The sequence below is a fragment of the Burkholderiaceae bacterium DAT-1 genome (assembly GCA_019084025.1).
GTDB lineage: Bacteria > Pseudomonadota > Gammaproteobacteria > Burkholderiales > Chitinimonadaceae > DAT-1.
This window is the reverse complement of sequence record JAHRBI010000005.1, coordinates 138,459-160,716: the sequence shown is the minus strand read 5'-3', so window position 1 is coordinate 160,716 and position 22,258 is coordinate 138,459. Positions and strand designations below refer to the sequence as shown.

General features: G+C 54.3%; 25 protein-coding genes and 1 pseudogene. 22 read left to right on the top strand and 4 right to left on the bottom strand.

Features of this window, described 5'->3' with window-relative positions; all coding sequences use genetic code 11:
- Positions 1-90 precede the first annotated feature (90 nt).
- From KSF73_11695 to KSF73_11665, 7 genes are all read left to right on the top strand, one after another.
- Positions 91-1,047 (top strand): hypothetical protein, encoded by a 957-nt coding sequence (locus KSF73_11695; GenBank protein MBV1776374.1) that lies wholly within the window; start codon positions 91-93, stop codon positions 1,045-1,047.
- On the top strand, positions 1,044-1,652 hold the full coding sequence (locus KSF73_11690; GenBank protein MBV1776373.1) for a PilN domain-containing protein: 609 nt from the start codon (positions 1,044-1,046) through the stop codon (positions 1,650-1,652). The genes KSF73_11695 and KSF73_11690 overlap by 4 nt, the downstream gene beginning before the upstream one ends.
- Positions 1,652-2,371, top strand: a complete 720-nt coding sequence (locus tag KSF73_11685) for a type II secretion system protein M (GenBank protein MBV1776372.1) — start codon at positions 1,652-1,654, stop codon at positions 2,369-2,371. The genes KSF73_11690 and KSF73_11685 overlap by 1 nt, the downstream gene beginning before the upstream one ends.
- The gene (locus tag KSF73_11680) at positions 2,356-2,727 is read left to right on the top strand and encodes a hypothetical protein (GenBank protein ID MBV1776371.1); all 372 of its coding nucleotides are present in this window, start codon (positions 2,356-2,358) and stop codon (positions 2,725-2,727) included. Before KSF73_11685 ends, KSF73_11680 begins: the two co-directional genes overlap by 16 nt.
- A 110-nt stretch (positions 2,728-2,837) precedes the next feature.
- Positions 2,838-4,460 carry a pilus (MSHA type) biogenesis protein MshL gene (gene mshL, locus KSF73_11675; GenBank protein MBV1776370.1) on the top strand — a complete coding sequence of 541 codons (1,623 nt, stop codon included), beginning with the start codon at positions 2,838-2,840 and terminating at the stop codon, positions 4,458-4,460.
- Between the two features lie 13 nt (positions 4,461-4,473).
- Positions 4,474-5,343, top strand: coding sequence for an AAA family ATPase (locus tag KSF73_11670; protein ID MBV1776369.1), 870 nt, complete (start codon positions 4,474-4,476; stop codon positions 5,341-5,343).
- Complete coding sequence (locus KSF73_11665; protein ID MBV1776368.1) at positions 5,340-6,203, top strand: hypothetical protein; 864 nt, start codon at positions 5,340-5,342, stop codon at positions 6,201-6,203. Before KSF73_11670 ends, KSF73_11665 begins: the two co-directional genes overlap by 4 nt.
- Here the strand turns inward: KSF73_11665 and KSF73_11660 are convergent.
- Positions 6,188-6,670, bottom strand: a complete 483-nt coding sequence (locus tag KSF73_11660; GenBank protein ID MBV1776367.1) for an Lrp/AsnC family transcriptional regulator — start codon at positions 6,668-6,670, stop codon at positions 6,188-6,190. The genes KSF73_11665 and KSF73_11660 overlap by 16 nt on opposite strands.
- A 152-nt stretch (positions 6,671-6,822) precedes the next feature.
- Here KSF73_11660 and KSF73_11655 point away from each other — a divergent pair, with 152 nt between their 5' ends.
- Together KSF73_11655 and KSF73_11650 are read left to right on the top strand one after the other, a co-directional pair.
- Entirely contained in the window at positions 6,823-7,614 is a 792-nt protein-coding gene (locus tag KSF73_11655) for a phenylalanine 4-monooxygenase (protein ID MBV1776366.1), read from the top strand.
- 209 nt (positions 7,615-7,823) lie between these two features.
- Positions 7,824-8,966, top strand: coding sequence for an FAD-dependent oxidoreductase (locus tag KSF73_11650; protein ID MBV1776365.1), 1,143 nt, complete (start codon positions 7,824-7,826; stop codon positions 8,964-8,966).
- On the opposite strand, the gene KSF73_11645 is transcribed toward KSF73_11650, so the two are convergent.
- Positions 8,963-9,262 (bottom strand): TfoX/Sxy family protein, encoded by a 300-nt coding sequence (locus tag KSF73_11645; protein ID MBV1776364.1) that lies wholly within the window; start codon positions 9,260-9,262, stop codon positions 8,963-8,965. The genes KSF73_11650 and KSF73_11645 overlap by 4 nt on opposite strands.
- Positions 9,263-9,651: 389 nt before the next feature.
- Here KSF73_11645 and KSF73_11640 point away from each other — a divergent pair, with 389 nt between their 5' ends.
- The 7 genes and pseudogenes from KSF73_11640 to KSF73_11610 all read left to right on the top strand — a co-directional run bounded on the left by KSF73_11640 (position 9,652) and on the right by KSF73_11610 (position 15,083).
- The gene (locus KSF73_11640; protein MBV1776363.1) at positions 9,652-9,885 is read left to right on the top strand and encodes a hypothetical protein; all 234 of its coding nucleotides are present in this window, start codon (positions 9,652-9,654) and stop codon (positions 9,883-9,885) included.
- A 748-nt stretch (positions 9,886-10,633) separates the two neighbouring features.
- Positions 10,634-11,116 carry a hypothetical protein gene (locus tag KSF73_11635; protein ID MBV1776362.1) on the top strand — a complete coding sequence of 161 codons (483 nt, stop codon included), beginning with the start codon at positions 10,634-10,636 and terminating at the stop codon, positions 11,114-11,116.
- Positions 11,117-11,368: 252 nt separating this feature from the next.
- Positions 11,369-11,754: pseudogene (locus KSF73_11630) on the top strand (VOC family protein).
- 464 nt (positions 11,755-12,218) lie between these two features.
- Positions 12,219-12,500 (top strand): GIY-YIG nuclease family protein, encoded by a 282-nt coding sequence (locus KSF73_11625; protein MBV1776361.1) that lies wholly within the window; start codon positions 12,219-12,221, stop codon positions 12,498-12,500.
- 233 nt (positions 12,501-12,733) lie between these two features.
- Complete coding sequence (locus KSF73_11620; GenBank protein MBV1776360.1) at positions 12,734-13,189, top strand: GNAT family N-acetyltransferase; 456 nt, start codon at positions 12,734-12,736, stop codon at positions 13,187-13,189.
- A 99-nt stretch (positions 13,190-13,288) separates the two neighbouring features.
- Positions 13,289-14,392, top strand: coding sequence for an agmatine deiminase family protein (locus KSF73_11615; protein MBV1776359.1), 1,104 nt, complete (start codon positions 13,289-13,291; stop codon positions 14,390-14,392).
- 196 nt (positions 14,393-14,588) lie between these two features.
- Positions 14,589-15,083, top strand: coding sequence for a hypothetical protein (locus KSF73_11610; GenBank protein ID MBV1776358.1), 495 nt, complete (start codon positions 14,589-14,591; stop codon positions 15,081-15,083).
- 94 nt (positions 15,084-15,177) lie between these two features.
- On the opposite strand, the gene KSF73_11605 is transcribed toward KSF73_11610, so the two are convergent.
- Complete coding sequence (locus KSF73_11605; protein ID MBV1776357.1) at positions 15,178-16,617, bottom strand: S41 family peptidase; 1,440 nt, start codon at positions 16,615-16,617, stop codon at positions 15,178-15,180.
- A 257-nt stretch (positions 16,618-16,874) separates the two neighbouring features.
- Here KSF73_11605 and KSF73_11600 point away from each other — a divergent pair, with 257 nt between their 5' ends.
- The 6 genes from KSF73_11600 to KSF73_11575 all read left to right on the top strand — a co-directional run bounded on the left by KSF73_11600 (position 16,875) and on the right by KSF73_11575 (position 20,843).
- Positions 16,875-17,492, top strand: coding sequence for a DUF998 domain-containing protein (locus KSF73_11600; protein ID MBV1776356.1), 618 nt, complete (start codon positions 16,875-16,877; stop codon positions 17,490-17,492).
- A gap of 42 nt (positions 17,493-17,534) precedes the next feature.
- Positions 17,535-18,035, top strand: a complete 501-nt coding sequence (locus KSF73_11595; GenBank protein ID MBV1776355.1) for an SAM-dependent methyltransferase — start codon at positions 17,535-17,537, stop codon at positions 18,033-18,035.
- Between the two features lie 209 nt (positions 18,036-18,244).
- Positions 18,245-19,600, top strand: coding sequence for a dienelactone hydrolase family protein (locus tag KSF73_11590; protein MBV1776354.1), 1,356 nt, complete (start codon positions 18,245-18,247; stop codon positions 19,598-19,600).
- Positions 19,601-19,656: 56 nt separating this feature from the next.
- Positions 19,657-20,106, top strand: a complete 450-nt coding sequence (locus KSF73_11585; GenBank protein MBV1776353.1) for a hypothetical protein — start codon at positions 19,657-19,659, stop codon at positions 20,104-20,106.
- Between the two features lie 21 nt (positions 20,107-20,127).
- Positions 20,128-20,487 (top strand): DUF5329 domain-containing protein, encoded by a 360-nt coding sequence (locus KSF73_11580; GenBank protein MBV1776352.1) that lies wholly within the window; start codon positions 20,128-20,130, stop codon positions 20,485-20,487.
- Between the two features lie 5 nt (positions 20,488-20,492).
- Positions 20,493-20,843 (top strand): DUF2200 domain-containing protein, encoded by a 351-nt coding sequence (locus KSF73_11575; protein MBV1776351.1) that lies wholly within the window; start codon positions 20,493-20,495, stop codon positions 20,841-20,843.
- Positions 20,844-20,891: 48 nt separating this feature from the next.
- Here KSF73_11575 and KSF73_11570 read toward each other — a convergent pair whose 3' ends face one another.
- Positions 20,892-22,163 carry an amidohydrolase family protein gene (locus KSF73_11570; protein MBV1776350.1) on the bottom strand — a complete coding sequence of 424 codons (1,272 nt, stop codon included), beginning with the start codon at positions 22,161-22,163 and terminating at the stop codon, positions 20,892-20,894.
- Between the last annotated feature and the right edge of the window lie 95 nt (positions 22,164-22,258).

Sequence of the window (22,258 nt, the reverse complement as noted above, 5' to 3'; positions counted from 1 at the left end):
GCACCTAACCCACTGTTCCCTTAGCTAAAACTGCATCCTTAATACCAGCGTCTATGATTCAAGTTGGTTCTATTGGAGCAGCGTACGCGTATGCAATCGCCCGGACATCAGTCCCTGACCGACCGGCTGTTTAGACGCAAACCTGGTGAGATGATCAATCTGGTCACGCAGGGGGGGCAGATATTTGCTACGCGTATTGCGCGCAGTTCATTACGCAATCGCCATACACCCAAGGTGACACTGGCCAAGCGGCTGGAGATTCAATCGGGCAATCTGCTGCCATGGACACAGGATTTGGGCATGAAGGGCGCAGATGTACGCACGATTCTGTCGCCAGGCGAATACCAGATTCTGCAGGTTGATCTGCCCAATGTAGAAGCGGAAGAAATGAATGCTGCAGTCGGCTGGCAGGTTCGGGATATGCTGCGCACCGATCTAGTGAATACCTTTCTGGACATTATGCCTCTGCCTTCGGAGGCGTTGGGAGAGAAAGGAAAATTAGGGTTTGTCATCGCCGCAGACAGTATGGTGTTGCGGCGATATATGACGCAATACGCCAATCTTAATGCGCGTGTGGTGGTCATTGACGTACCCGAAATGGCGCAACGCAATATTGCGCGCATGCTAGGCGAGGGCAAGCCTGTCGCCGTGCTCTCTGTGCATCCGCGACATACGCTGTTTACCGTCAGCATGAATCATGCGCTGGTATTTGCCCGGCAAATCGACATTGGGTTTGATGATGTCAGAGATGGGGATGAAGATCGCGCCAGTGCATTTGGACGACTGGTGCTAGAGGTGCAGCGGTCGATCGACGTCCTTGATCGGCAATGGGGGCATGTGACCCTGAGCGCGCTCTGGCTAGCGCCGTTCGGTGATCGTGACATCCTGCAGCAACTGCTGAGTGATGTGGTGTATATCCCGGTTAAATCGATTGACCTGATGAGTCTGTTTGATCTCGGCGGGCTGCGGTTTCCGGATGATCCTGATGTGCAAGGCTCCTTTTTCCTGCCACTCGGCCTGGCGATGCGATCAATGGAGTCAGCATGAAGATCGACATCAATCTGGCTGATCCGGCACTGATTCCGCCCGATCCGGATTTTACGTTTTCCGTACTGGGCCGCTTATTGGTTTGGGTGATGTCATTCTGGCTGGTATTGACCATACCCTTGCTCTACCAGAATGAAACCGACAGACAGACTGCCCGCGCAGCCGATCAGGCGCTGCATCCATTGCGGCAATCCGTCGCCAAAATGAATCTCAGTGCTAAACAGGTGCCAAGCGATCACGAACTGCAAAACAAACTGGCACTACTTGAGGCAGATCATCGCCGTTTACTCGCACTTGATGGTGCCCTATCCGGGTTTGGCGCTGGCTCCAAGGGCGGCTTTTCCGCATCGCTCAAACAATTGGCTGTCGCTAAGGTAGACGGCGTCTGGCTGACAGAGATACAGCTCGAATCCAACCGGGCAGCGTTTCGCGGGCGCGCACTGGATCAAAATCGCATTCCTGTCTTTGTACAGTCTCTGCAGTCCTTAGAGAGTCTTCGCGGCGTTGAGTTGGGGGGTATCGATATGAAGCGGATTAAGGAGCCGCTCTCTGGCGAGTCGCTATTCGAGTTCGAGCTGAGTTCTCCTGTGCAGGGAGGAAAATGATGCTTTCCAGCCATGCCCTGTACTCCGCCCTGCGCGCTCGCATGCGCTACTTGCGTCGCTTTGCTGATCGCTTCGATAACCTCAAGCGTCGAGAACGCATCATATTGACACTGACTGCCGTACTTGTCGGAAGTGCACTTTGGTGGGGAAGCGTACTGGAACCGGGCTGGAAAAAGCATGAGCTTCTGCAGGTTCAGATTCGGTTAATCGAGCAAGAGGGCATACGTCTGGAAGAGGAAAGACACATGCTCGAACAGTCGGCGCATACCGGCCCGATGGAGGCCTTGCTAAGACAGATCACGGACATGCACGCCAGTAACGCTGCCCTGGTGAATCACATCCAGACAGTGCAGTCGGCTATCAGCGAACGGGAAAGTGTGTCTAAGCAATTGGCGACCCTGGTCGGTACACCTAAGGGCATTGAAATATTAGGCGTCCGAACCCTCTCGGTACGCCCGCTCCTTGATGCGGGCAATGCGCCTGTACCCGATGCGCGTGCTCCAAACATCAAGGCGGCAGGGCAGGTCTATCGTCATCTCGTCGAGGTTCGCATACGCGGTACGTTTGCGGATTTGGTGGCGTGGCTTGATCAGGTTGAGCGCACACCCTTGCGAATTTACTGGGACAAGTTAAATGTACACACGACTGACTACCCACTGTGTGAAGCAACGATCACCGTTGCGAGTTTGAGTGCGGATGACGTATGGCTCACGCTTTGACTCGATGGTGCCTTGCCTTGATCTGCATGGTCGGTACACAGGCGGGTACCCTGCCTGATCCCATGCAACCACCTGCGGCCGTCAGCAAGCATGCTGATGCAAACGTGGCGAATCCAGCGGACGTGCTGGTGCTGCAGTCTGTTCTATTGAATGGTGCGAAACGCATTGCCGTCATCAATGGACAGCACCTCAAGCAGGGTGATCAGGTGAACGGGTATGTGGTGATCGCCATCCGCTCAGGCCAGGCTGAATTGTCAGATGGTAAAAGCAAGCTCACCCTGACTGTTTTTTCAGATATCAAACGTGCGAGCAATCGGCATCAAGCTGAACTTATCCATCGCAAGGGGGCGCAATGATTACCCGACTGTGCTGCATGCTGACCGGCTTTTGCGTGCTTCAGATACTGTCTGGGTGTGCATCGCAACCCGCCTCTTTTCGGACACCATCCGATGCTGTCCGCAGTGAAATGCGAGAGGCTCGACAATCTGCTGCGTGGTTGTCCGAGCAAGAGCAGGCTGCGCTGCGCGAGGCTCTGACACCGCCCGCGCCGCCACCGCCTGCCCAGTCCACGGCCGTGAATGAAGCCCGTTTCGATGTGGTGGTCAACGAGGTGCCTGCCGCACAAGTTTTGCTGGGCATGGTGGAAGGCACACGCTACTCGATGATTCTTCCGCCAGATATCGGTGGCAAGATCAGCATGAATCTTCACGATGTAACGGTGCCGGAAGCCCTCAGCGCGATTCGCCAGGTCTATGGCATTGAGTACCGGATTGAAGGCAATCGGATTGCCGTGCTACCGCAATCGCTGCAAACGCGGGTGATGCAGATCAGCTATCTGGATGTACAACGGCGCGCCAGTAGCGAGGTACGGGTACTGTCCGGATCCATGAGTGATAACAATGCCGGTAATGGCATTCAGCAGAATCAATCCGCTACGCCCGGCAATGTGCCGGCAAACAATGGCAATAATTCGGGAAATTCGGCCAGCAACTTTGTTTCCAGTAGGGTGGTGACTCAAGCTAGGATGGATTTCTGGGGCGACTTCTCCAGTGCGATTCATGCCATTGTGGGGGAGGGTGAGGGGCGCAAGGTGGTGGTGAATCCGCAAACCGGAGTCATTGTGGTGCGGGCACTGCCCAGCGAGTTGGCATCGGTCGAGGCGTTTATCCGGGCATCGCGGCTGGCGCTGGAACGGCAGGTGATTCTCGAAGCAAAGATCATGGAAGTTCAGCTCAATAACCAGTTTCAGGCTGGAATTAACTGGGCCGCGTTTGGGCATAGCAGCAATCCCGGTACCGGCTTTTCGGGCGGGATGCTGCAAGCGGGTGTTTCCACCAGCAATACAGGTGCCACCACTGGCTCAGCCTTGACTGGAATGGCAGGCAAAACACTCACCAACGCAACGACAGGCAGCCTGTTTGGGGTGGTGTTCCAGAGCAATAATTTTTCGGCCGTACTGGCTATGCTGGAGCAGCAGGGCAAGGTGAATGTGCTGTCTAGCCCTCGCATTGCGGCGCTCAATAATCAGCCTGCCGTGCTGAAGGTTGGCACGGACGATTTCTTCGTCACCAATGTCAGCACCACGACAACGACGGGTACCGCCACGACCTCAACGCCTTCCGTCACGCTGCAGCCTTTCTTTTCCGGCATTTCGCTGGATGTGACCCCGGTGATTGATACCGACAAGCAGGTGACCTTGCACGTGCATCCGTCCATCTCGCAGGTGAGCACGGTGAATCAGCAGATCAATCTAGGCTCGCAGGGAACCATTTCGCTGCCACTTGCGTCTAGTAACGTCAGTGAAACCGATAGCGTGGTGCGTGGCCGTGATGGTCAGATCATTGCGCTGGGTGGACTGATCCGCGAATCACTGGTCGACAATGCCGATCAGTTGCCTGTATTAGGCGGCTTGCCGGTTGTGGGGCACTTATTCCGCAGCAATAACAAGCAGGTTCAGCGGCGCGAGCTGGTTATTCTGATTAAACCCACGGTGGTGGATTCGGGTCTGGTGTGGTCAGATACGGTCGGCCAGTACGAGAAGCGGCTGGAGTCTCTACTCGACCGCGATCACCTCAACGCCTTGCGCTAGGACGGAGGCAAGCATGTATCTTGATCATTTTGGTCTGCAGGAATTGCCATTCAGCATCACCCCGGACACGGCATTCTACTTTCCCTTTGCGCGCTATCAGACCGTACTCAATACCCTGTTGATGTCAGTGAGTGAAGGCGATGGCTTTATCAAAGTAACAGGCGAAGTGGGTACCGGCAAATCGCTGCTATGCCGAAAATTTCTGGCTTCGTTGGGCGATGACTATGTTACGGCCTATTTGCCGAATCCCTGTATGGAGCCGCGTGCGATCTTGCAGGCCTTACTGGAAGAGCTGGGCGCGGGGCATCCCGTCTCACTGGATCAGCATGGCTTGTTATCCGCCCTGTCGCATCGTTTGATTGCACTTGCAGCAGCGGGAAAACGGATTGTGGTGTGCCTGGATGAGGCGCAGTCGATGTCGCTGGAGAGTCTGGAAGCCATCCGCCTGATGAGTAATCTGGAAACCGAGAAGCGCAAGCTCTTGCAGGTGGTGCTGTTTGGTCAGCCGGAGCTGGACCAGAAACTCGCCTTACCCGGCATACGCCAATTACGGCAACGCATCGTCTTTCAGGAACAATTACAGCCCATGAGCCGCGACGAAATGCCGCTATATCTGCATTCACGGCTGGAAAAGGCGGGATATGGCGGCGGTGAACTCTTTACGCACAGCGCGCTGAATCGTCTGTATCAGGCCAGTGGCGGTGTGCCTCGTCTGATCAATTTGCTGGCGCATAAAAGCATGTTGCTGGCCTATGGCAAAGGCGAGTATCTGGTTGATGTTCAGGAAGTGGCCGATGCCGTGCAGGATACGCCTGCCGCACATCAATCATGGTGGGATGTGCTGCGCGGAACATGGCCGCATCTTCACTGGAGGCAATCGTGAGCGTGCTGACCCGCATGCTGGCGGATCTGGATGCGCGACAACAGCTATCTGCGAAACCGATTCAGGTTTATGGCGGCATTCAGGTTAAATCGAACCAGGCTAAGGTAAGCTGGCGCTGGGTACTGCTGTCCGGTCTGCTGATTGCAGGCGGCCTTATCTGGACGCAGCGATCGACTGATCGAACGATCGACGCGGGGAAACACCTGCAGTCCGTTCCTCCGCCGCTTACGCGCACACTGCGTCTGCCCTCTGTGCCCGCATCCCCACTGGCAGGCGACAACACGCAAGCCGGCCCCATCGCGCCCTCCTTGGCGCGCAAGCGTACAGGTGTGATGTCAAAGGCCGAAGCGCCTCCTGCCGACCTTGAACACCCATCGCTCAACGATCAGCCCGCTTCACCCGCTACAACCAAACTTCCGCAGCCCACCTCATCCGGCATGCAGCTTGTCCACCATGCTGCCGGTGCGGATCAGGAACCGGATCTAGCCAATAAGGTGCAGGCCATCCGTCAACTTGCCGCAACGGGTCAATTGCACGAAGCCCTGATGCAGCTGAACGAGTTGTCACAAGGTCATGTGCTGGACGCGGATACCATTGCTTGGATGGCCTCGCTGGCGCAGCAAACTGGTGATCATGATTTAGCGGTCACGAGTTTTGCGCGTGCATTGTCCCTTCGTCCGAATGTACCTGCGTGGATGCTGGGGCAGGCTGTATCCTTGATGGAGTCAGGGCAGGCAAGGCAAGCCGCTCGGGTGGCCGACACTGCTTTGCAGGCCGGATTACCTTCACCGGCCTTACAGCGTGTGGCGGAAAAAATCCTGCAGAAAGCCGCCGCAGAGGCCAATCAGCCAGTCAGGTGATCCAGCGGCAAGGCCGTGGTCTGCTTGATGGTTTCCAGTACAAAACTGGATTTGATATCGGTGACGCCGGGATGCTGAAGCAGGGTATCCATCACGAATCGCGAAAAATGCGCCAGATCCTGAAACACGACGCGCAGCAGGTAGTCCATCTCGCCCGCCATGGCGTGGCAACTCACGACTTCAGGCCAGGCTTGCACCGCGCGCGAAAACGATTCGCATTGCCGCTCGCGTTTGTCCAGCATGATGCGCACAAAGGCTTCGAGCCCGAGGCCGATCTTGGCCGGATCGAGCAACGCCACATAGGTGGCGATCACGCCCTCGCTCTCCAGTCGCTTCAGCCGTCGCAAAGTAGGCGATGCAGACAGCGCAATTTCATCGGCTAGTTCGAGATTGGTCAGCCTGCCATTTTTCTGCAAAGTAGCAAGAATTTTGATATCCAGCTTATCCAGTTCGATCATATTGCGCATTTTTCATATTTTAGGGTGATTCATGCTAATGCTGCGCCGCTTTGAGCGCAAGTTTGCAATCAAATTGCGCGCTTTCTCACGTATTCTGCGTCTTACCAGAGAGACACGCTGCAGCGCGGCCCCCCCCGCCTGCGGCTCGCGGAGATAACATCATGAATAGCACAACGGACAAGGTCGTATTGCAGGGCATGGAGGAATGCATTCCCGACTATCGTGACATTCACGACGTCCCAACGCCTGACTACACCGACGTCGAACACGATACCTGGGCCAAACTCTATGCCAATCAGCAAAAGGTACTGCCGGGCCGTGCCTGTGCGGAGTTCCTGGAAGGGCTGGAGCTGACCGGCTTTCCGGCCACCCACATTCCGCGTCTGGCTGACATCAGCGACAACATCGAACGCCAGACCGGCTGGAAGCTGACCCGCGTCGATGGCCTGGTGCCGAACTACGAGTTCTTCAAACTGCTGAAAGCACGTATTTTTCCGTCGACCGACTTTATCCGTCGTCCGGAAGAGATCGAATACACGCCGGCACCGGACATGTTCCACGACCTGCTCGGCCACGTGCCCCTGCTGACCAATCCGCGTTTCTGTGCCTTCTTCGAGAAGTTCGGTATCGCTGGCGTCAATGCATTCGAGCGCGAAGGCGTCGATCCGGAAGCCCGCGAATGGCTACCGCGCATTTACTGGTTCACCGTTGAATTCGGCCTGATCCGCAATCCGGAAGGCCTGCGCATCTATGGCGCCGGCATCATGTCCAGCCCCGGCGAAGTACTGTTCAGCCTCTCCGACGAAACCGTGAAGCACACCTTTGACCTCGACGTGATCAGCGCGCGTCCCTACGACATCTGGAAGATGCAGGGCGATGTGTTTGTGATCGAGAGCTTCGACCAGCTGGAAAACGCCTTTGACGCCTGGGCGCGGAAGCATAATCTGCTGTAATGCAGGCTGGATGTGTGTAAAGCAGAAAGGAGCATGGAAACATGCTCCTTTGTTTTTGCATGGAGAGGTATTTCGTCCTCAAGCGTTCTGCATACATGCGTTTCAATGTATCGTGTGCGACTTTCATACGATGCTGTATTTGCCCACTACCGGCTATGCTGCATCGACAGGTCTGACTGCGATATCGCAGACATTGAAGGGAGCACACCATGAACGCACCGCTCGTGATCATCGGCACCGGACTGGCCGGATACAACCTGGCCCGCGAATACCGCAAGCATGCGCCCGATGCGCCCCTGCTCATCATCACGGCGGATGCGGGTGACTTCTACTCTAAGCCGATGATTTCCAATGCGCTGGCGGGTAATAAATCCGCTGCGCAGCTGGCGATGAAATCGGCAGAGAAAATGGCCGAAGAACTCAAGGCTACCGTGCTCACCCATACCCGCGTCGAATCCATTGACCGTGACGCCCGCATCGTCCGTGTGGCGGGGGGCGAGCATGCCTATAGCCAACTGGTGCTGGCGCTGGGTGCCGACCCAATTGATTCAGGATTGCAGGGTGATCGCAGCCGGGTGATCAGCGTGAATGATCTGGCCGACTATGCCCGTCTGCGCGAGATGCTGGAGGGCAAAGAGGATATACTGGTGATTGGCGCAGGCCTGATCGGTTGCGAATTCGCCAATGATCTTTCTGCCATCGGCAAGCGCGTACAGGTAGTCGATCCTTCTGTCTGGCCGCTGTCGCGTCTGCTGCCGCAAGCGGGCGGTGAGCGCCTGAAAGCCGCACTGGAAGGGCTGGGTGTCACCTTTCATTTGGGCACCACCGCGCAATCTGTGGCGCTGGTGGATGACCGTGTGGTGGTGACACTGGCCAATGGCGAGACGGTCACCGTAGCCTTGGTGCTGTCGGCCATTGGTTTGCGTCCGCGTATTGCGCTGGCGCAAGATGCAGGACTGGCAACCAACCGTGGCATCAAGGTCGACCGTCACCTGCGCACCAGCGATCCGGCGATTTTTGCGCTGGGCGATTGCGCCGAAGTGGACGGACAGGTGCTGCCTTTTGTGATGCCCATCATGCAGGCCATGCGCGCACTGGCGGCGACGCTGGCTGGCAACGACACCCGCGTCAGCTATCCCGCCATGCCCGTGGTGGTCAAAACCCCGGCATGCCCGACCGTGGTTTCTCCTGCTGCGCCGGGCAGTGCAGGGGAGTGGGTAGTCGAATCCGATGCCGAAGGCCTGAAAGCGCGATTTATGCACGGTGATCTGACACTGGGCTTTGCGCTGATGGGCAAGGCCACCGCCGAGCGCGCCGCCATGGCCGCAGGGGTGCCGCCTGTTCTGCCTTAATCTGTTCCCGCTATACCCGCGCTGTCTGCCCCGGTGGACAGCGCATCCAGAGCCAGCAGTAAGCTGGTCCGATGCGCCCGCGCCACCTGCTGCCACGGCTCACCCGTGATCGCCGATTCCAGCGCCCACAGTAGATTCAGGCTGGCGCGCGGGCAGACCTGCTTCACACGATAGTAAGCCCGAACCGACCCCAGTTCGACGATCTGCGCCACCGTCACAATACCGGCCTCAGCCAGCATCAGCTTCGAGGCTGGGCCGAGGCTTTTGAGGTCGGTGATTGAGAGAGGATTCGTCATGTGAGTCATTTTCGCGTAGACGCGTGTACCAGATTCAATGATTGACTGATCTTGTTGTTATACGGACGCAGCTCTGGCAAGATCAAGGCATGGCGCGGGTTTGAAGGGTATAATTCTGCGCTATCATCATAATGTTATGACTGACTGATGGGTTGTTATTTTTAATATTAAGTTAATATATGAGAACAAAAAAATTCCTCTCAGTAATTTTTCTTATAATTTCCTTTGTGCTTTACATATATAGCTTGAGTCAAGAGGCATTTTCTTGCTCAACAAAAGGATTTTTAGGGTACGAAGTATTAGCCTATGGGTGGTTCGGGCTCATTACTCTTGATCCTCGATGGATTACAAATATTCTTTATTTTTGGATGGTGCTACGAATAATCAGAATGCCTGAGGTGGGAATGTACTGGTGGGTACCATTTCTTAGTTTAACTTTAGCATTTGCATCCATTCCCATTCCTTCAATGGGTTGTGAATCCTTAGTTGGTGCGCCAAATATTTCCGACCATTTGGCCTTTGGAGGCTATATTTGGATAGCTTCCGTCACATTGGCCAGTTTAATTGTTATTGTTACAGATAAAAAATTATTTGGTCTTAATGTTGAGGGTGAAGAAAATTAGTTATTATTTCAATGTTTTCATTGGGTTGAATTAAGTGCGGCGTTGATTCTTTAAAGTCGCTTAACGAAAAGCGTTTATCCGCCTCCATTGTCTTATTTTCCAGTCTCAACCCTTTGGCGCTGCGGGTACTGTTCGTGTCAATTCAGAGAACTGGAGTTTGCCATTCTCGAACCGTCGAATGGCGAAGAATAAGGCTCGGTTTTGTCTGACGCAGGATGCATGAAACGCCTCATTCCGAAAATCAGAACGGCATTTCTAGAGTCTTTGCGTTGCCCGAAACTGCTAGGCATTTATCGTGAGATACCTGCTGCTTCAATTTTGCCCAGAGAGCCCTAACCCCTCTATAAGGACTTCCCGCTCCCCGCAACCATAACCGACCCACGGCCATGCATGTCATGGCCTTTGTTTTTCCGATTTCCCTTTGCATCTCATCCGCAGATCATGCCGCTCATGCCTGTTGAAACAGGAAACGGCGTGACACTATCACCGGCGTCCTGCGTCGTATCGTGCATGCGCCTCGATGCTCAACCGCGTATGTGGGCCTCATTCGTTCCTCAAGGAGATCATGCACGGCGAAGATGCCCTTGGCGAGATCGTTACCAATAGGGATAATGATCAAGAACATCCCTTGCAAAAGGCTGGAGGGAAATCCATCTTGGCACATTGATGCCGATACGGCTTCCGTTGCAACCACGGGGCGGGGTGACCTTTTTTCGTAGGTGCGAAATTTCTAGGGTCGATCATTAAAATGAAGAAACTGATATTACTTTGCCTGCTTTATCCAACGGTATGTTTTGCGCATCCGCCCGCCGAAATGGTGAATTTGGCTTCGCTCTACACGGATGAAATGCTGACTGTTCTGGAACAAATTTGTATCGCAAGAGCACCGTCTAAAGCTAAACAGTACAGCGAGGCAATGACCAAATGGCGGGCGGCAAATCAAAAGCAACTACGCGATATCCAGCAAGCCGCTGACAATGTTGAGCGCATGGCCTATCAAAAGCTGGGCAATGCCCAAAGCCGACAAGATAAAGAGGCTGCTTTGAGCACCTTGATGATAATCACCACTGCAAAGACATGGGGCGCGAATTCGGCGTCGAGCTCCTTTGCGAAGTTAAAGGATGGGGAGGCTAGATCATTGTGCGAAACCTATACGCGTGAAGCCAGCAACGAAGCCTGGATGCGAGCAGAGATGCTGTCTGCCCTGAAGCAGGCATCATCGCTTCAATAGTGCGGATATCCGTTGTACCTGATTAGGCAGTCAACCGGACACCAACCTGCTGCTCAGTTTGGTGCCCTGCGCTCCGGTGCCAAAAAAGGCTTGGCGAAATCGATGTCAATCGAAACCAAGGCCATGGATTTCCCTTGTAAGAAGGCTGGTGGGGTTGAAATCCATCGTGGCACATAGATGCCGACGCGGCTCAGTTGAAACCTCGGGACGGGGAAGTACCTTTTATAGTTAGTCCGCAAAGGTGACCCCTGTATGCTAATCCCACCAGGTTTCAATTCGGTAACGCCGTACTTCTTTATGGCCGAAGCAGCGGACTTCCTTGAATTCTTGGTTGTCGGGCTGGGGGCATAGAGATTGGACGGCATATGAACGGCGATCGAATCGCAAACGCTCAGGTGCGACTCGGGACCTCAACAGTCATGGTGAGCGAGGCATCTCCAACGTTTCCGGCAATGCCAGCTTCGTACTACTTATATGTAGAGAACACCGATGAGGCAATGAATAGAGCAATATCTGCTGGGGCATCCCTGATTATGTCTGTCACAGACATGCCCTACGGGGACCGCCAGGGTGGCGTGAAGGACAAGCATGGAAACATCTGGTGGCAGTCTCAGCGGCTGCTCCCAGGACCGTACTGAGCAGTGCGCAGGTGAAAAATGGAGTCAGTGCGGTCTCATCTCACACTGAACACCGAAGCTCCGGGCTGTGCCTCCGAGTAGCGCGGTCGCGTGCAAGTAGATATGACGCAAAAGTGAAAGTGCCGAGATTAATACAATCCGATTATTTGCATAGCAATGAATGACTCGCGAGGAAGAGAGTTGAGTTAATTTATTGTAAGAGAGTTTGGGTTGTATGGGGGAAATCAATTAAAATGATTAATTAGTTTGAATGTGCGAATTATTTTCTGATTATTTGTGGAGTATTTATGAGTGGTGGGATCGAATCACTTCGCCATGTATTGAACGAGTTTGACAATAAATATCAGCGTCCTTCTATGGCTCGTTTGACTACGATACTTCAGACGTTGACGTTCGAAGAGGGAAAGTGGGAATCTTACTAGTGTGATGGTGGTTTGCTTCGGCAATACGCTGAAGCGCTATGTGTGTATGTATTCTTCGATCATAAAGGGCAGCTTCTCTATATTGGGCAATCGAAAATTCTTGGAAAAAGATTTGGCGCACACTTTTCTCAAGGTGGTCTCACTAAGATAAATGCTGGGGCGGTTGCTTTTTTGCCTGTGCCGAGAGAATGCTGGTTCGAAATATTGGCAATTGAGGCATATCTAATTGAGAGGCTTCAGCCCCCTTTTAATAAAGCGGGAATTAAAAAGAAATCGATTGCTGAGGGCATAATTTTGCCGACCCGACCCCAAAAAATTCAGTAGCACATGGTTTGTGCGTCCAATCACACCCAGAGCAGATGAAATGGCGATTTCGGTGCGGGCGTGATGAAGCGGGGGATTCAGACTGCACTCGAGCCAGCAGGCCTCATTTACAATCTCCGAATATTGCCGGTCATGCTGGTGCTTGAGTCCAACTCGGTTTTTCCGCCTCGCATCAGGGTTGAGACTGAAAATATGAAAATGACCGCGGGCTAATACAATTTGATAGGTACCATATGAATATTCGACACTACATTTCCGAAGACTGGAAGCGCATTTGCGCAATCCATGATGCCGCACGCCATGATGAGCTGCGGGCTGCCGGTTTGGAAGCGGCATATCTAACCCTCGAACAGACGGCTGAAAGCGAGGGGTTTCACGAGTATGAAATCCGGGTGGCTGAAGTGGATGGGCAAGTCCTGGGTTTTGTAGCATTTACACCGGATGAGCTGGCTTGGCTTTATGTCGACCCCGACTGCTATGGTAAAGGGGTAGGCTTGTCGCTTGTTCTTGCTGCGTTATCGGAAGTAAGCGGCCCTATGAGCGCGGAAGTGCTTGCGGGCAATGACGCCGCGATCGCGCTCTACCGAAAGGCTGGATTCGAGGTGGTAGGTCAGGAACACGGCGTCATGCCCGGAAATGAGCGCTTCAGCGTAACGGTTTCTGTGCTTCAGCATTCAGGAGTGGCGTAGTTTGCCATGCCAGCGTGACACCCATCGTGATTGCCGTTACGGGTATGCCTCAGTCCCCCAACCATAATCGACCAGCAGCCATGCTTAGAGCGGCACTTTATGACCACTCGACGCACTTTTATTCGAACATCTGGTCTTCTCGCTGCAGCAACTTTGCTGGGCGGCGTGAGGGGAGGCTTTGCGATGGCCAATGGACCTAATACATGGTTCATGCCGGATGAGGGTGATCGACACCAGCGAACTTGGATGGCTTTTGGCGCAAGTCTGGCTGTATGGGGCAAGAAGTACTTGCCAGAAGTGCAGCGCAATTTGGCGACAATCGCCCTTACGATCTCCAGGTATGAGCCCGTTTCGATGCTGGTGCGTCAAGCTGATTTGCCGTTAGCCCAGAGAATGATGGGAGACAAGGTTGAGCTAATTGTCTGCCCGCTCGACGATATATGGATGCGTGACACCGGACCGGTTTTTGTCGTGACCGAGCAAGGTGACAAAGCGAGTGTTGACTTCAATTTCAACGGCTGGGGTGAGAAGCAGCGCTATGAATACGATGCCAAAGTCGCCTCGTTTGTTGCTCAAGGCGCCGGTGTACGCCATATGCAATCCGATCTGGTACTGGAAGGCGGCGGGATCGAGGTTGACGGCCACGGCACGGCGATCATTACCGAAAGTTGCGTACTCAACGACAACCGAAATCCTGGCGTAAGCAAAGCGCAATGTGAACGCGAGCTTAAACAACTACTTGGACTGACACAGATCATCTGGTTGCCCGGCATCAAGGGAAAAGACATCACTGATGGACATACCGATTTTTACGCGCGATTCGTACGCCCCGGCGTGGTTGTCGCCGGATATGACCCTGATCCCAAGTCCTTTGACCATGCAGTGACAAAGCGGCACTTGGAAATTCTGCGTTCGGCGACAGATGCCGAGGGCCGAAAGCTGGAAGTGGTTGTACTGGAGGCGCCTTCAAAAGTGCGAGAGGCTTATGCGAATGATGACTTCGCAGCGGGCTACATCAATTTCTATATCTGCAATGGGGCGGTGATTGCCCCGGAATTTGGCGATCCGCGTGCCGACACCGCCGCCAAACGTGCGCTGCAACGAGCCTTTCCCGATCGTGAAGTTGTCCAGATCAACATCGACGGCATTGCTGCGGGCGGGGGAGGCATTCACTGCACCACACAGCAAGAGCCTAGGGTTTGACAGGTGATGTATGGACGTCGGGATTTCTCTAATCAGCATGATATCTGCACCCAATCAGCGCCATGATAGCGCCCGCTGTGTCAGCAAACATTGAATAGAATGGCTACCCTTGGCGAGATCAACACCGATTGGGATAATCGCCTTGGGTGATCTTTTTCCATAGGGAGCAGGGATCAAACCTTAGGTTGGCACATAGATGCCGACGTGGCGTCCGCCGAACCTCGGAACGGGGAAGATTTTTTTATTTTTTAGGCATATGACACACTTAGCCAACTATCAGCGCTTGTGGGATGGAACTGAGCAAGGCTGGGTTCTATGGCGACACGACGAAGATCGAGTAAAGCTAACCCTTACCTTTTCTGCAGGCGGCCCGACGCTAGAAAACATCAAGGCACTTCGCTCAGTAATTAGTTCGTTCAAGGAACAACCAGCTGTAAAACTATTCGCAAGCTTAAAAGGCATAAATTCGCTTGAGCTTGGCGATTTCGAATCTAGAGCGTCAAAAAAGGTAGCTTTCGCTCTTGTAAATCACGGCCTAGTCCCAGAGGAAGACCCTTATCACATTACTCGCTTTACCTTTGTAAATGAGCTAGGCGGCGCCTTGTTGGTTATTGAAGATAACATCCTCCATCAATTAGTCGTTGAAGAAGCAATCAAAAACCACATTCCTATTCGTAGGTCAGAGTGCTGAATATGCCTAACCCCGCTGCAAGAACCTCCTAGTCCCCGCAGCCATAACCGACACACGACCAAACAGCCGAGGGTCTCGGATGCAGCTGCGTTCGTTAACGCGGCAAGCCCTTAATCCATTCCATCACTGCCGGGGTGTTTGTTAAATCACCTTCGAATACATACTTGGGCGAGTGGGACTCGTTATTGCCGCGTGGCCGGTCGCGGAATACCTTGCTGGGCAGATAAGCTTTGGCGGCGAAGTCGGACATTTTGACTTCAGCCAGATCCATATACACCGTATCGCCCGAGGTTTCGCGGCCAACCTGAATACCGCCGAGGTTTTTCCAGAGATCGACAGCATCCAGGCAGGCTGATGCGCAGGTATGATCGGTCAGGATATACACGCTGCCTTTGAATGGATTGGGCGTGGCGTAGCTGGATGGGCCGGATGAATCGGACGTGGTTGTCACGGTTTCGCGCCAGAGCGGCAGGCCCGCTGCACGCGCTTCTTTCAGGCCTTTCAGGATCGCTTTCCAGTACTCAACTGTCTCTTTATCGTGACCCATCAGGCCCGCCAGCCACATGTATTTGTCCATTATGTTGATCTTTTCGTCTGACGGACGCCATTCCACATAAAACGGCTTTCGCGGAACGGCATTCAGTGCAGCCTCTCCCCAGATGGCTCGCGCGATCATCCGGCTGTAATGCGATGAGCCGCCGCCGTTGCCGCGCAGGTCGAGCACGATGTAATCGAGCGACTGAATGCGCTGCTGATCGGCTTCGATCTTGCCGATATATGCATCGATTGTTTTGGCTGTTTCCTTGCCCGGCGTGGGATCAAAATTCTTCAAGGAGAGGGTGAGGGTTTTGTCGGTGAGGGCGTAATCAAATTGCGCCTTGTAGGTCGGCGACAAGGCTGCCAGACGCGTGGTGGCATCTTCTTCTGCGATTTCACGCCAGTTCAGCGGGATCGTTTTGAGGCCGGATTTCCCCTGGAAAACACAAGATTGCATAGGGGTGAAATAGGGGTTGGTGGCGTAGTAAAACAGACGATAGCTATAGCGGTAATGCTGTGAGCGCAGCGACCAGCGTCCCACGAAGCGACCGACCTGATCCGCCAGCAGGCGGTCTGCATCAACTTCATCACAGGATTGCAGTACATCACCTATTTCAGGCAGGGCTGGATCATCCAGCCGGTTCAGCACCACTTGTTTGCCTAAACGTTCTTCGGTCAAAAATCCCGGCCAGCGACGGGTGGTGGCTTTGGGAAGCTTGTCGTCGTAGGTATAGCTGAGGTGGCCATCGTCGAAGGAGGCGACAAACTCGTTCATTGCCCAGTTGTAGTGCCAGAAACTGGTGGCACCTTCGGCACGTTCGTTCAGGTGGGCAAAGGCTGCATCCATGTGGGGGCGGAAATCGGGATTGCGCTCGTCGTAGATGCCCGGATGGATACGTACGATGGCATCGTAGAGTTCCTTGCCATCATGCTTGAGCTGCTGCTTCCAGTCGCGGTCGTCGGTGTAGGACGAAAAGCCGAAAGCGTAAGCAGCCATGGAGAAAACCGTTGCTATTGTAATCGTGGCCAGCGGGAGGATGCGTCTCGTAAGGCATGCCATTTGAATCTGTCTCCTCGGATGTTTTTTTCGAATGTTCAATAGTTTAGGGATGACGGCTTTTGCATCAAAGTCGGGCGTGAGGCGGTGTTTCATTCTTGCTGAATCAACGCCATGAATGTCAGATGTTTCAGGGTGGATTCCTGTGTTCGCGTGATAATGTCGGGAAAAGAACATGAATCGTTTGTGGAGGAATGGTGAATCGAGTACGCGCAATCGGGCTGGCGAATATGGCTGTGCCCGTCTGGTTTGTGGGTGTGTATGCATGGGTAGCGATGCAACGCCCGGATTTTCGCCATTTTAATCAGGCTGTCAGCGAGCTGGGGGCGTGGGGCGCGCCCAATATGTGGGTTTGGAACGCGCTGGGGTATCTGTTGCCAGGCTTGCTGATCCTGAGTCTGGGGCTGGCGCTTCGTCGCCAGTTTCAGGTGCGCGGTCGGACTGCAATCCCATTTACTGCATTGGTGTTATCTGGCGCTTTCATGGCGATATCGGGCGTGTTTCCCGGCGATTTTGAAAACCGGACTTCCCCGTCGATGATTCTGCACTCCGTTGGATCATTTGGGTCGGGGCTCTGTTTTATGGTGGCTGCCTTCTGGTTACCCGGTCGTTTCAGGCAGGTTGATTCGTGGAAGGGCATATATTGGCCCTTGCTCGGAATCGCGATAGCGATGGTGCTGAATACATTTTTGGTGACGCCTGGTCCGACTCCCGGGCTGGGGCAGCGTATTTCGTTTGCCTGTTACTTTTTCTGGGTTGCACTGGTGGGATGGGCGATGTACAGGCACCCGATTCTGGATGGATACAGCGATTGAGAATCTGATTGCAATGCTTTGGTTCATCCACAGGGAGTCTGTATGACATTTTTGATTGAACCTGTTGCTCGGGTATCGGCCACACGGCAAGTTGCACGTGATGATTACTGGGGCGGTGAAATTGCGGAGATCGTATTGGCAGACTCGATCGACAGTTCGGCACTGGCCGGACTGGACGCGTTTTCCCATGCTGAAATCCTGTTTGTGTTTCATGGTGTGCCAGAGGACAAAATTGTCACTGGGGCGCGTCACCCACGGAATAATGAGGCATGGCCCGAGGTAGGCATCTTCGCCCAACGCGGCAAGAATCGTCCCAACCGGATTGGCTCGACCATCTGCCGCATCTTATCCGTAGAAGGACGGGTCTTGCGTGTGGCCGAACTGGATGCAATTGATGGCACGCCCGTCATCGATATCAAGCCGGTGATGCATGAATTTTTGCCAAGAGGGTCCACCCACCAACCGGACTGGGCGACCGAGCTCATGTCAGAATACTGGGCTGATTGCAGTCAGACAGAACAAACGCTGGGTACAGGAAAGTAAAACCTGAAGGGTGATCATATGGCTGGCGACGCAGCCTTGCTCACGGCATGCAGCGAATTGATCTGCTACCTGATTGCGTTCTTATAAAAATGTCGTCGAATGATGGAATGTTCATGTTTCGGTTGTGCTTTGTTTTTTTCGTACTTGCTTGCCTGCATGTCCACCCGGTTGCGGAGACTTTGCTGAGTCGTCACTCTGGTCGGTACGACGTGGGGTTTCGAGTTATTCAGCAATATGACCATTCACGTGCTTTTGGTTTTCAGTACGACCCGGTTACCGGCGCTCGCAATGAAAAGCCGTCTGCTCGTCCTCTGCAAACGCTGATGTGGTATCCCGCAACCGAGCAAGGCAAACGTGTTCGCTACGGCGATTATCTGGCAACTCGATTGACCGAGATCGAATTTGATTTGGGAAAAGATCAATTGTCTGGAGCATCTAGCGCACAAATGGACAGACTCAGGCGGCGTCTAGGCGAGGGCGCTGATCGCCTGGTGCAGGCAGAACGGCTCGCCAGACGAGATGCACCTGCGATCAAAGGGCAGTTTCCGGTCGTCATTTATGTGCCGGGTGTAGGGGGTGTGGCAGATGAGAATGCAGACCTCTTTGAATATCTTGCCAGCTATGGCTATATCGTTCTGTCCAGTACCAGCCTGGGTAACGCAGATAAGGAAATTGACGAGTCGATGGCGGGCGTGTTGCCTCAGCTGAGAGATGTCGGATTTCTGATTGGATATGCGCAAAGCCTGCCGCAGGCCGATCCCAAGCAGATTGCAGTGATGGGGTGGAGTTGGGGCGGGATGGTGAATGTGTTTGCTGCGGCACAAGATCGGCGGATCGGGGCGCTGGTTAGTCTGGATGGCACGCGGGAGCCAGCACTGACTCGCCAGATTGATGTGACACACCTCACCGCGCCCTGGCTGTACATCTCGCGCTCACCCGATACCATTCCGCAGATTAATCGTGCGGAAATTGATACGACCTTTAGCTTGCTCAATGAAGCGAAATTCGCGCATGTATACCAGCTGATTCAATACCCGATGCAGCATGTCGATTTTGTTTCGCGACGCCTGCATGAGTCGAGTGCGGCCAGCTATAGCGAGTATGCTCGAAGCGAGATTGTTGATGCCTATGCCTTGATGGCGCGCTATGTCCGCCATTTCCTGGATGCCTATTTGCGTCGTGATGCTGAGGGGCAAGCGTTTCTGAAGCGGATGCCACATGAAAATGGCGCACCTGCGCATGCCGCCCGTCTTGAGCGCAATTTGTCAGATACCCAGCCGGTGTCGCGGGAAACCTATGCCGCGCAACTTGCCCTGCACGGATTCGCACGGGCGGGCGAGGTATATCGCAGCATGCAAAAGCAGGATCCAAAGTTCACGCTGAACGGAATGGTCTGGTCGACTTGGTGGGAACGCTTGATTGATGCAGGCCGGCATTGTGATGCACTTGAAATTCTTCGCTTCTGGAATGAGCTCGAGCCTGATAACGAGCAGGCAAAAGCGCAGCTCAGCCGTGCTCGGGCCGCTGCAGAGGGGGTGTCCCCCTCTCATCAGGCTTGTAAATAGGATGTAGCCAGTCGCTGTTCAGTGTAAAGCATCAGCCGTATGGAGAGTCTGCATTGATGTTCCGTTTGAGTCGTGCAATGGTTCAATGCGCCGCCCTGATTGCAATGGTGGGGGTATGTATTCATGTCCTGGCTATCCCGGGTGGGGCCGCATGGTTCAAGTTCTTTGGCGCACCGCCCTTTGTGGTGCACTCGGCCGAGCAAGGGACCTGGATTGCCCCTGTTGGCAGTTTGATCATTGCGGTGCTGATGGGGATGTGCGCATGGTACGCGGCTGCAGTGCTAGGATGGGTTCGTCGTCCGCCGTTGCATCGCCTGGGACTGGCCGCCATGGCATGTGTATGTATTGTCCGTGGAATCCTGCTGCCGGTGATGGCCGTATCGCATCCGGAGCTACTGAATCGCTTCGAAGTGATCGCAGCGGTGGTATGGTTTGCTGCCGGGGTTGGATTCGCTTTTGGCGTTGTTGCGCTTAGGCGTGACACGCAGCAGAATCTGGCGGGTTAATAGTCAGGCGAAATCAAAAACATGAAACGATTGCCGATCCTGTTATGCATGCTGCCTTTGTTCACGGTAGCACAGGATATCTCTCCGCAAACCAAATCAGAAATACCCTATCTATTGAACTACCTGAAGCAATCAGGTTGCCAGTTCAATCGTAATGGCACCTGGTATGCCGCTGCAGAAGCCGTGGATCATCTGAATCAGAAATACGATTACCTGCTGAAAAAAGGCATGCTGGCGACAACGGAAGATTTCATCACGAAAGCAGCCTCCGAAAGCAGCATGAGCGGGAAGCCTTATCATGTGAAGTGTGCTGGAGCGGCAGAAGTGGAGAGCGGGCCGTGGCTACGGGCGGTGCTGGGGAAGTATCGGGCGGGGAGGTAAAGGCGTTGGCTTCGCGTGAAATTGGCAAGATATCGTTTACCAAGGTCTATCCGCTCTACGTTCAAAAGGTGGTTCGCAAGCAGCGCACACAAGCGGAAGTCGATACGGTCATTTGCTGGCTCACGGGATTTTCATCCGAACAGCTCGCTCATCATATCTCTCACGAGATCGATTTTGAGTCGTTTTTCGCGCAAGCACCGGCTATGCATCCGAATTGCATATTGATCAAGGGAGTTGTGTGCGGGGTGCGAGTAGAAGAAATAGCGGACCCGCTTACTCGGCACGTGCGTTATCTGGACAAATTGATAGACGAGCTGGCCAAGGGAAAAGCACTCGACAGTATCTTGAGAAAGTGAGGGGAAGGCTGCCAGCACGACTTACTGTGAGCCAGCCTTCCGTCACGTTTATTTGGGCGCCACCACCACTTCGCCACCCTTCATTACAAACACAATCTGCTGAAGCAGTGCCACGTTGTCCAGCGGATTGCCGCGCACGGCGATCAGGTCGCCGTAGCGGCCCGCTTCGATTGCGCCGACATCTGCGCTTTTGCCGAGCGCATTCGCTGCATTGGCGGTGGCAGACTGGATGGCATCGATCGGTTTCATGCCCCACTGCACCATGGTCGAGAGTTGCTTGGCGTTGTCGCCATGCGGATAGACGCCAGCGTCGGTGCCGTACACCATTTTCACGCCGGATTTGAAGGCTGCCTGAAAGGTCTGGCGCTGCTTCAGGCCGATGGCGCGCTCCTTTTCCAGCGATTCCTTGAAGATGCCGTTCTTTTCGCCTTCGGCGAGGATGTAGTCGTCGTTGTAGACATCCATGGAGAACCACGTACCGTGCTGCTTGGCCAGCGCGAAGGCCTCGTCATCGGCCAGACTGGCATGCTCGATGGTATCTGCGCCGGCACGGATCGCGTCTTTGATGCCGGAGGTGCCATGTGCGTGGACGGCGACTTTGAGGCCGAGCATATGTGCTTCCTCTACGAGCGCTTTCATTTCATCCAGACGGTATTGCTGGGCGCCTACTGAGTCTGTCTTCGACAGTACGCCGCCTGTGCCGCAGAACTTGATCACTTCGGCACCGTATTTGCGCAGTTTGCGCACGGTGGCACGAATCGCATCCGGGCCATCGGCGACGCCGGGGGATTCCACGTTGATGGAGGGCGGAAATTCGGTGGCATCGCAGTGGCCGCCAGTTGCACCAATGGCATAGGTGGCGGGCACAATGCGCGGGCCGGGTACGATGTTGCGCTGGATGGCCTGTTTGAGGCCGACATCATCGTAGCCACCCGAACCGACATTGCGCACGGTGGTAAATCCGGCTTCGAGCGTCTTTCTGGCGCTGTCCACGCCAATGACGGTCCAGAAACTATCCGTGAACTCTAGCCCCTTGTAGCCGCTGTAGTGTGGATCGTAGGAGAGATGCACATGCATGTCGATCAGGCCGGGTAGCAGGGTCAGGCCGGGCAGGTTCACCACTTTTGCGCCGCTGGCAACTGCATCCCCTTGTTTACCCACCTTGCTGATGCGTCCGTCCACGATGGTGATTTGCGGCTGATCGACCAGCTTGCCGCTGAGTACATCTACCATGCGGTCGGCGGTGACGACCACGGTGTCGGCAAAACAGGGGGCGATCAGGGATGCAATCAGGCTGAGAGACAGGGCGCGACTGAGCATGGGGACTCCGGTAAGTGCATATCACAGAGGGCTGATATTACCGAAGTCGTGCGTGCGCACCGACGCACTTTGCATGATTGTGCATGGAAGTGTTG